This is a genomic window from Erwinia mallotivora (genome assembly GCF_000590885.1).
Taxonomy (GTDB): domain Bacteria; phylum Pseudomonadota; class Gammaproteobacteria; order Enterobacterales; family Enterobacteriaceae; genus Erwinia; species Erwinia mallotivora.
On sequence record NZ_JFHN01000043.1, the window covers coordinates 84,456 to 92,517 of the forward strand.

Here is an 8,062-nt window from a genome sequence, read left to right on the forward strand (position 1 = left end):
GACGTGGAAAAAGCCCTGACCAGAAAGTCAGGGCCGAAGGGATTATTTTTTCAGCAAAAACGCCCGCAGTTCTGCAAAATCTGCCGCCATATTTTGCGACAGCAACGGCAACGCCGCCCGCTCAGCTAACGCCTCTGGCAAAGGCAGCGATTGTCCGAGAATCGCTTCCACGCTCTCTTTAAACTTCGCCGGATGCGCCGTGCCGAGGAACAGCCCAAACTCCCCTTCCTGCAACTGGTCGCGCAGCAAACGATAAGCGATAGCGGCATGAGGCTCAGAAATATACCCCAGATCCGCCAGCTCGCGCATGGTTGCCTCGGTGGTTTTATCATCCACCGCGCCATAGCCAAGGTCGTTCAGACGCCAGGTTTTACGGCGGAAAATCTCTTCAACACGCGGCCAGTTGTTCGGCTGGCTGACGTCCATTGCGTTTGACAGCGTGGCAACGGTCGCCGCTGGCTGCCATTCTCCACCTGACAGAAAGCGCGGAACGGTGTCGTTAGCATTGGTCGCAGCGATGAAGCGTTTCACCGGCAGACCGAGAGTTTTCGCTAACAGACCTGCCGTCAGATCGCCAAAGTTACCGCTGGGTACGGAGATTACCAGCTGATTACGTTTTTCCTGTGGCAGCTGCGCCACGGCTTCGAAGTAGTAGCAGATCTGTGCCAGTAAACGGCTGATATTGATCGAATTAGCGGAATTAAGACCAATGGCTTTTTTCAGCGGCTCATCATCAAAAGCCTGTTTAACCAGTGCCTGACAGGCATCAAAATCGCCATCAACAGCGATGGTCTGGATATTTCCACCCAACGTACAGAACAGCTTTTCCTGCAACGGGCTGATTTTTCCCTGAGGATAGAGAATAACCACCCGCACGTTCTCCATGCCGTAAAAGGCATGCGCTACGGCTGCCCCGGTATCACCAGAGGTGGCGGTCAGAATAGTGATTTTCTCATCGGCACCGCTGACATACGACAGCATCTGCGCCATAAAGCGGCCGCCGAAATCTTTAAATGCCAGCGTCGGGCCGTGGAACAGCTCCAGCGAGGAGATATCGTCAGTGACTTTCACCACCGGGGCCGGAAAGGCAAACGCACTTTTCAGGCGCTCATGCAGCTGATGTGGCGCAATTTCGTCGCCGATAAAAGCAGACAGAATTTTGCAGCTGCGGCTGACAAAATCCATTTCGAGCATCTCATCAATATCGGTCAGCTCAAATTCTGGCAGCTCAAGCGGGAAAAACAGCCCCTGCTGTTTACCCAGACCCTGTTTAACCGCCTGTGAGAAGCTCACCTGCTCGTTATGATCCTTAAGATTATACAGTTTCATACGTTATCCCAGTTTACGTGCGCCTGCCGTGTCAATGCGGCAAATATGAACGAAGCCTTCATCGTTTTGCAGATAGTGCTGGCGCAGCCAGTCTGCCATACGTTCAGCCGTCTGCGGACAATCAGAGACGGCAAACAGTGTCGGGCCAGAGCCAGAAATTCCACAGGCCAACGCACCAATATCTTTCAGCCCCTGACGGGCTTGCGCGAATCCCGGTAAAAGCTTAGTGCGATATGGCTCAGCAATCACATCCTGCATCAGCTTCGCCGCCAGCTGCGGCTGTTGTGTGTGGCAGGCATGAATAAATCCGCCCAGATAGCGGCCATGCCGGATGATATCTTCTTTACGGTATTGCGCAGGCAGAATCGCCCGGGCCTCCGCCGTGGAAACTTTGATTCCGGGATAGGCCATCACCCACAGCCACTGGTCGAATGCCGGTACTGACTGACTGATGATGCCGTTTTCTTCCACCATCAGCTGAATACCGCCAAGGAAGCAGGGCGCAACATTATCATAATGCACACTGCCGGAAATACGCCCCTCCAGCTCGCCCATCAGCGCCAGTAGCCGGGTGTCATCGAGAGGTTTGCCGCAGTATTCGTTCATTGCCATCAGTGCGGCCACCACCGAGCAGGCGCTGGAGCCCAACCCGGAACCAATCGGCATATTCTTTTCCAGCGTCATCGCCACCGGAACACGTTGACCCGTCACCTCACAAAAACGATCCCAGCACTGCCAGACGATGTTCTCCTGCGGGCTGGCTGGCAGCTTACTGACAAAGCGCCCCTCGTTACGCAGGCTGAATTCAGCGGCGGCTTCGACGGTGACGCAGTCACCGAGTAAAGTACCGTCTACCGGCGACACCGCCGCACCCAGCACATCAAAGCCTACGCTGACGTTGCCAATTGAGGCAGGGGCATAAATTTTGACCATTATTAAACTCCCAACTTCCATGACAAAGTGCGCAGCAGATCGGCAAACACGCCAGCAGCGGTGACATCATTGCCTGCACCGTAACCGCGCAGTACCAGCGGAATAGGCTGGTAGTAGCGGCTGTAGAAAGCCAGCGCATTCTCGCCGTTTTTCACTTTATACAGGGGATCGTTGCCATCCACGGCGGCAATTTTAACCTGACAGTGCCCCCCCTCTGCAATCGCGCCGACAAAACGCAGTACTTTACCCTGTTCTGCGGCGAGGGCAACGCGCGAAGCAAAGGCATCGTCCAGCTCCGGCAGGCGGGACATGAACTCCTCAACATTATCTATTGCCGTGAATTCATCCGGGAGCACCTTTTCAATCTCAATATCACTCAGCTCCAGCTGATAACCGGCTTCACGGGCGAGGATCAACAGCTTGCGCGCCACGTCCAGCCCGGAGAGATCTTCCCGAGGATCCGGTTCGGTAAAACCCATCTCACGCGCCATTCTGGTGGCATCCGACAGCGAGACACCTTCATCAAGTTTGCCGAAAATAAATGACAGCGAACCGGAGAGGATCCCGGAGAAACGAAGTAGTTCATCACCGGCATTCAGTAGATTTTGCAGGTTCTCGATCACCGGTAATCCGGCACCCACGTTGGCATCGTAAAGAAATTTACGCCGCGATTTTTCAGCCGCCTTGCGCATCTGCTGGTAATAGTGCCAGGAAGAGGTGTTAGCCTTTTTATTCGGGGTGACCACATGAAAGCCGTCGGTAAGAAAATCCACATACTGATCGGCTACAGACTGGCTGGAAGTACAATCGACAATCACCGGATTGAGCAGATGATACTCTTTAACCAGACGATTCAGGCGCTGCAAGTTGAAAGGTTCTTTCGCCTCTTGCAGCGCTTCTTTCCAGTTATCCAGCGCAATGCCGTGGACATTGGTCAGCAGCGCCCGCGAATTGGCAATGCCACACACCCGCAGATCGATATGCTTATTTTTCAGCCATGCCTGTTGGCGATGTAACTGATCGATCAACGCCGCGCCGACACCACCCACGCCGATAACAAAGACTTCAATCACCTGATCGGTAGCAAACAACATCTGATGCACCACACGCACGCCGGTGGTGGCATCATCGTTATTCACTACCACGGAAATGGAGCGTTCCGATGAACCCTGCGCAATCGCTACGATATTGATATTGGCGCGCGCCAGCGCTGAAAAGAATTTCGCCGAGATGCCGCGTAAGGTGCGCATACCATCCCCGACCACCGAAATTACCGCCAGATTTTCCATCACATCCAGCGGCTCCAGCAGGCCATCTTTCAGCTCCAGATAGAATTCATCTTCTAACACGCGACGGGCGCGCAGCAGATCGCTTTGCGGCACACAGAAGCTGATGCTGTATTCTGAAGAGGACTGCGTAATCAGCACCACGGAAATGCCGCTGCGTGACATCGCCGCGAACACGCGGGCAGCCATGCCAATCATCCCTTTCATCCCCGGCCCGGAGACGTTAAACATCGCCATATTATTGAGATTGGTGATCCCCTTAACCGGCGTATCCGCATCGCTGGCATCACCGCCGATCAGCGTTCCGGGTGCCTGAGGGTTAGCGGTGTTTTTAATCAGACAAGGGATCTGAAACTGAGCAATTGGCGAGATAGTCCGGGGATGCAGTACCTTAGCGCCAAAATAGGAAAGCTCCATCGCTTCCTGATAAGACATCGACTTGAGCAGTCTGGCATCCGGCACCTGGCGCGGATCGCAGGTATAAACCCCGTCCACATCGGTCCAGATTTCACAACAATCTGCGCGCAGACAGGCGGCGAGAACGGCGGCAGAATAGTCAGAACCGTTACGTCCCAACACCACCAGCTCACCTTTATCATTACCTGCGGTGAAGCCTGCCATCAGAATCATGTTCTGTGCGGGGATCTGACTGGCAACAATACGGCGGGTAGATTCTGCAATATCCACGGTGGACTCCAGATAGTGCCCCACCGCCAGTAATTTTTCGACGGGATTAATGACGCTGACGCCATAACCCCGTGCCTGTAGCACCCCTTCCATAATCGCGATGGAGAGCTTTTCACCCCGGCAAATAATGGCCGCATTCACGCTATCCGGGCACTGACCCAGCAGGCTGATGCCGTGCAAAACCTGTTTAAGCTGGGCAAACTCCTGGTCAACCACCCCTTGCAGCCGAGGGTGTTCAAACCCCGGTTGGGCATCGGCCAGCCCCTGCAACAAGGCAGCAAAAATCTGCTCTGCCTCGCTGACATGTGCTGCGGCATCCTGACCGTTAATGGTCTTCTCAATCATTGCTACCAGATGGTTGGTGATTTTCGCTGGCGCGGACAATACGGTAGCAACCTGTCCCTGCTTCGCATTACTTTCCAGAATATCAGCCACACGCAAGAATCGTTCTGCGTTGGCCACTGAGGTTCCACCGAATTTCAGCACTCGCATTTTAAGCTCTCCTGAATTTTTGCCGAAAAAAAAACCCGCACTGTTCAGGTGCGGGCTTTTTTATTTTCTCTGTATGCGTCAGCCCGCACCGTTACCTGTGGTAATGGTGGTGATAATAATGATGGTTGTCATCGGGCTGTCTGTACGCATGGTAGATTTATCTGTCTGTAAATTCTGTCGCTGACCAGAAGTAAAGCAAACGTCAGGCTAAGTCAATTTTTTTATCGTTACGGGGTCGATTGCCACATCATGTGCCCACCAGGGATTCAGGGAAAAAACAGATCTGATCGCGTATTAATCCGGCCATTCGATAGCGTTTTTTCCTGCGTTTAAAAAAATATCCAGATTTTCTCACCAGCACTTTTTTTGCGGAGATAACCGATACTGGTTGCCGGCCGCTAACTTATTTTTTCTTCCGGCAGGCATTTTCCAATCCTTCGCGTGATGTCACCACCGCTCTTCAGGTGCCGACTGGTACAGTTCCTCAGAGGAGAATCTTCCACCGGCAGTTTCTCCGCCAGCACAATGACCAACAACGTGCGGTAATAGTAGGTTTGATGTTCACCAACAAAGGTCAGTTAATAACCATTATTCATTCATCACTCTTTGTCGCATGAGTTAAATGCCATGTTGAGTTAACAGCCAGGGCAAATAAATGAACAGTTTTACGCCATATGAACAAATTCCTTTAACAGTAAAACGGCCCGTCATAGAAGTGAAAAACAATCAATAAATTTAACATATCCATAACACGCTAAAATCGTTAATATAAATATATTTGAAAGCTATGACATTATTTCCCTTAAATCAGAGATAAAGGCATTTATCTTTCTATAATCTTATTCTCTTCAATCAATTAAGAAATGTTAAATATGTGGTCTGCTCCAGTCTATTACAGGGCCACTGATTTGAGGGCAGATAATGAACTTTGTGAGCTAAACTGGCATTTTGATAAGAGTTTTTCATCTGCCTGTTAACGTGCTACAATTGATTTGATATAAGTCAATTAAGTCTTATTTATTGCCTGTTACACCAACCTTGTGCTGTTATGTTGCTGTTAATGACGTTAGGATATACGCCATTTTTCATCTTGACGTGACGGGCAGGCTATTGTTGGTTTACACCACGCCACCCAGTCTTTGATAGCTCTGGAACATATTCTGTACAGCTGTAGCGAGGCACAAATTTCATGCCTGTTTACATCAGGAAGTTATCAGCTGTATGTCCCATATCGTTTTGTTGGCAATTTAGGTAGCGAACACATGCAGACCCCGCACATACTTATCGTTGAAGACGAATTAGTTACTCGTAATACTCTCAAAAGTATTTTTGAGGCCGAAGGCTACATGGTTTATGAAGCTACGGATGGCGCAGAGATGCATCAGGTTCTGACGGAGAATGACGTCAACCTGGTAATTATGGATATCAATCTGCCCGGAAAAAACGGGCTGCTGCTGGCGCGTGAATTGCGTGAACAAGCTAATGTCGCACTGATGTTTCTGACAGGTCGTGATAACGAAGTTGATAAAATCCTCGGTCTGGAAATTGGTGCGGACGATTACATAACCAAACCGTTTAATCCGCGTGAGCTGACAATACGCGCCCGCAATTTGCTGTCCCGCACCATGAATCTTGCTCCACAGAGTGAAGAACGTAAACTGGTTGAAAGCTATCGCTTTAATGGGTGGGAGCTGGATATTAACAGCCGCTCACTGATCAGTCCTCAGGGTGAACAATACAAGCTACCGCGCAGCGAGTTCCGCGCGATGCTGCACTTCTGTGAAAATCCGGGCAAAATTCAGACCCGCGCAGACCTGTTAAAAAAGATGACAGGACGCGAGCTTAAACCTCACGACCGTACCGTGGATGTCACCATTCGTCGTATTCGTAAGCATTTTGAGTCAACGCCGGATACGCCGGAAATCATCGCCACCATTCACGGCGAAGGTTACCGTTTTTGTGGCGATCTTCAGGACTGATCGGGTCAGCGCAATAAAAAGGGCCGACAGCGGCCCTTTTTATTTTCAGATTGACCCGTCCTGAATAGCGTTGACACATTTTCCCGCGATTCTGAGGAGAATGTGATGAAGCAATATGTTAAACGTACACAACGCGACTACTCTCTGTCCTTTAAACTGGCCGTCGTTGAGCAGGTTGAAAAAGGTGAGATGACTTATCGTCAGGCTCAGGAGCGCTACGGTATCCAGGGGTGCTCCACCGTTCTGAAGTGGCTGCGTAAATATGGCCAGCTGGACTGGCACTCTTCAAAGCAGCGCAGCGCTCGTGGAGGACTCATGAAAAAATCCCTTCCCCTTACGCCTGAACAACGAATCAAAGAGCTTGAGCAGCAGCTGGCTGAATCCGAAGTGAAGGCGCAGTTCTTTGAGGCCGTCGTGAAGGTCATGAACACTGAGTTCGGTGCCACGCTGACAAAAAAGCAGTTAGCTTCGTTATCGCGCAGGCAAAAACACCCGGACTGACCATCGTCAGGGTCTGCCGGTTTTTAAAAATAAGCCGTCAGGCCTGGTATCAGGGGTGTCAGCGCGTGCAACGTAAGTCAGAGCAGGCCTGCCGCATTACTGAGGAAGTGAAAAACCTCAGGATGCAGCAACCGCGCCTGGGCACGCGCAAGCTGCACCATATCCTTAACTGTCGGGATGCACCTGAACTGCATATCGGGCGGGACAGCCTGTTTACCGTACTCCGGGAGGCCGGGCTGCGGGTACGTCCGGCCAGGGCTTATCATAAAACAACCCACAGCCATCATCGCTTTTATAAGCATCCAAACCTGCTGAAAGACGGGCCGGGGCGGACCGTCATCTCCGGCCCGGAGCAGGTTTGGGTGGCGGACATTACCTGGCTTCCGGTCAGAACCGGCACGGCTTACGTGAGCCTGGTAACCGACGCATTCTCACGGAAAATAGTGGGTTACCATGTGCATGAAAGTCTTCATACAGAGCACGTGGTGAAGGCGCTACAGATGGCACTGAAAAACCGGCATGGCAGGACACCGCTGATCCATCACTCCGATCGCGGCATACAGTACTGCTCAGCGATGTACCAGTCGGTGCATGAAAGACACGGGCTAATCTGCTCAATGACGGATGGGTATGACTGTTATCAGAACGCCATTGCGGAGAGGGTCAACGGAATACTGAAAAACGAGCTGCTGATAACGCGCCCGGCAGACATCGTTCAGGCAGAAATAATGGTGGCGGAGTCGGTAAGAATCTACAATAGCCAGCGACCGCATCTGTCGCTGAAATATAAAACGCCAGATGCAGTACATCAGGCGTTTTGAGGGCGTAAAGTGTCAACCTATGCCAGGACTAGTC

The 8,062-nt window shown here is 51.5% G+C and carries 5 protein-coding genes and 1 other annotated feature; of the genes, 2 read left to right on the forward strand and 3 right to left on the reverse strand.

Features of this window, described 5'->3' with window-relative positions:
• Positions 1-42 precede the first annotated feature (42 nt).
• The 3 genes from thrC to thrA are packed head-to-tail and all read right to left on the reverse strand — an operon-like array spanning position 43 to position 4,727.
• Entirely contained in the window at positions 43-1,329 is a 1,287-nt protein-coding gene (gene thrC, locus BG55_RS08430; RefSeq protein WP_034936452.1) for a threonine synthase, read from the reverse strand.
• 3 nt (positions 1,330-1,332) lie between these two features.
• Positions 1,333-2,262 (reverse strand): homoserine kinase, encoded by a 930-nt coding sequence (thrB, locus tag BG55_RS08435; RefSeq protein WP_034936454.1) that lies wholly within the window; start codon positions 2,260-2,262, stop codon positions 1,333-1,335.
• Positions 2,263-2,264: 2 nt separating this feature from the next.
• Positions 2,265-4,727: a bifunctional aspartate kinase/homoserine dehydrogenase I gene (gene thrA / locus BG55_RS08440; protein ID WP_034936455.1), complete on the reverse strand. Its 2,463-nt coding sequence runs from the start codon at positions 4,725-4,727 to the stop codon at positions 2,265-2,267.
• Positions 4,728-4,751: 24 nt separating this feature from the next.
• Positions 4,752-4,866 (reverse strand) — a sequence feature (Thr leader region).
• A 1,123-nt stretch (positions 4,867-5,989) separates the two neighbouring features.
• On the opposite strand from thrA, the gene arcA reads away from it, so the two are divergent.
• Both arcA and BG55_RS08455 read left to right on the forward strand, forming a co-directional pair.
• Positions 5,990-6,706, forward strand: a complete 717-nt coding sequence (gene arcA / locus BG55_RS08445; RefSeq protein WP_034936458.1) for a two-component system response regulator ArcA — start codon at positions 5,990-5,992, stop codon at positions 6,704-6,706.
• A gap of 105 nt (positions 6,707-6,811) precedes the next feature.
• Positions 6,812-8,028 (forward strand): IS3 family transposase gene (locus BG55_RS08455; protein ID WP_152542550.1). Its coding sequence is split into 2 segments (ribosomal slippage): positions 6,812-7,156 and positions 7,159-8,028, totalling 1,215 coding nucleotides; the frame shifts between segments, so codons are not numbered across the junction.
• Positions 8,029-8,062: the final 34 nt, after the last annotated feature.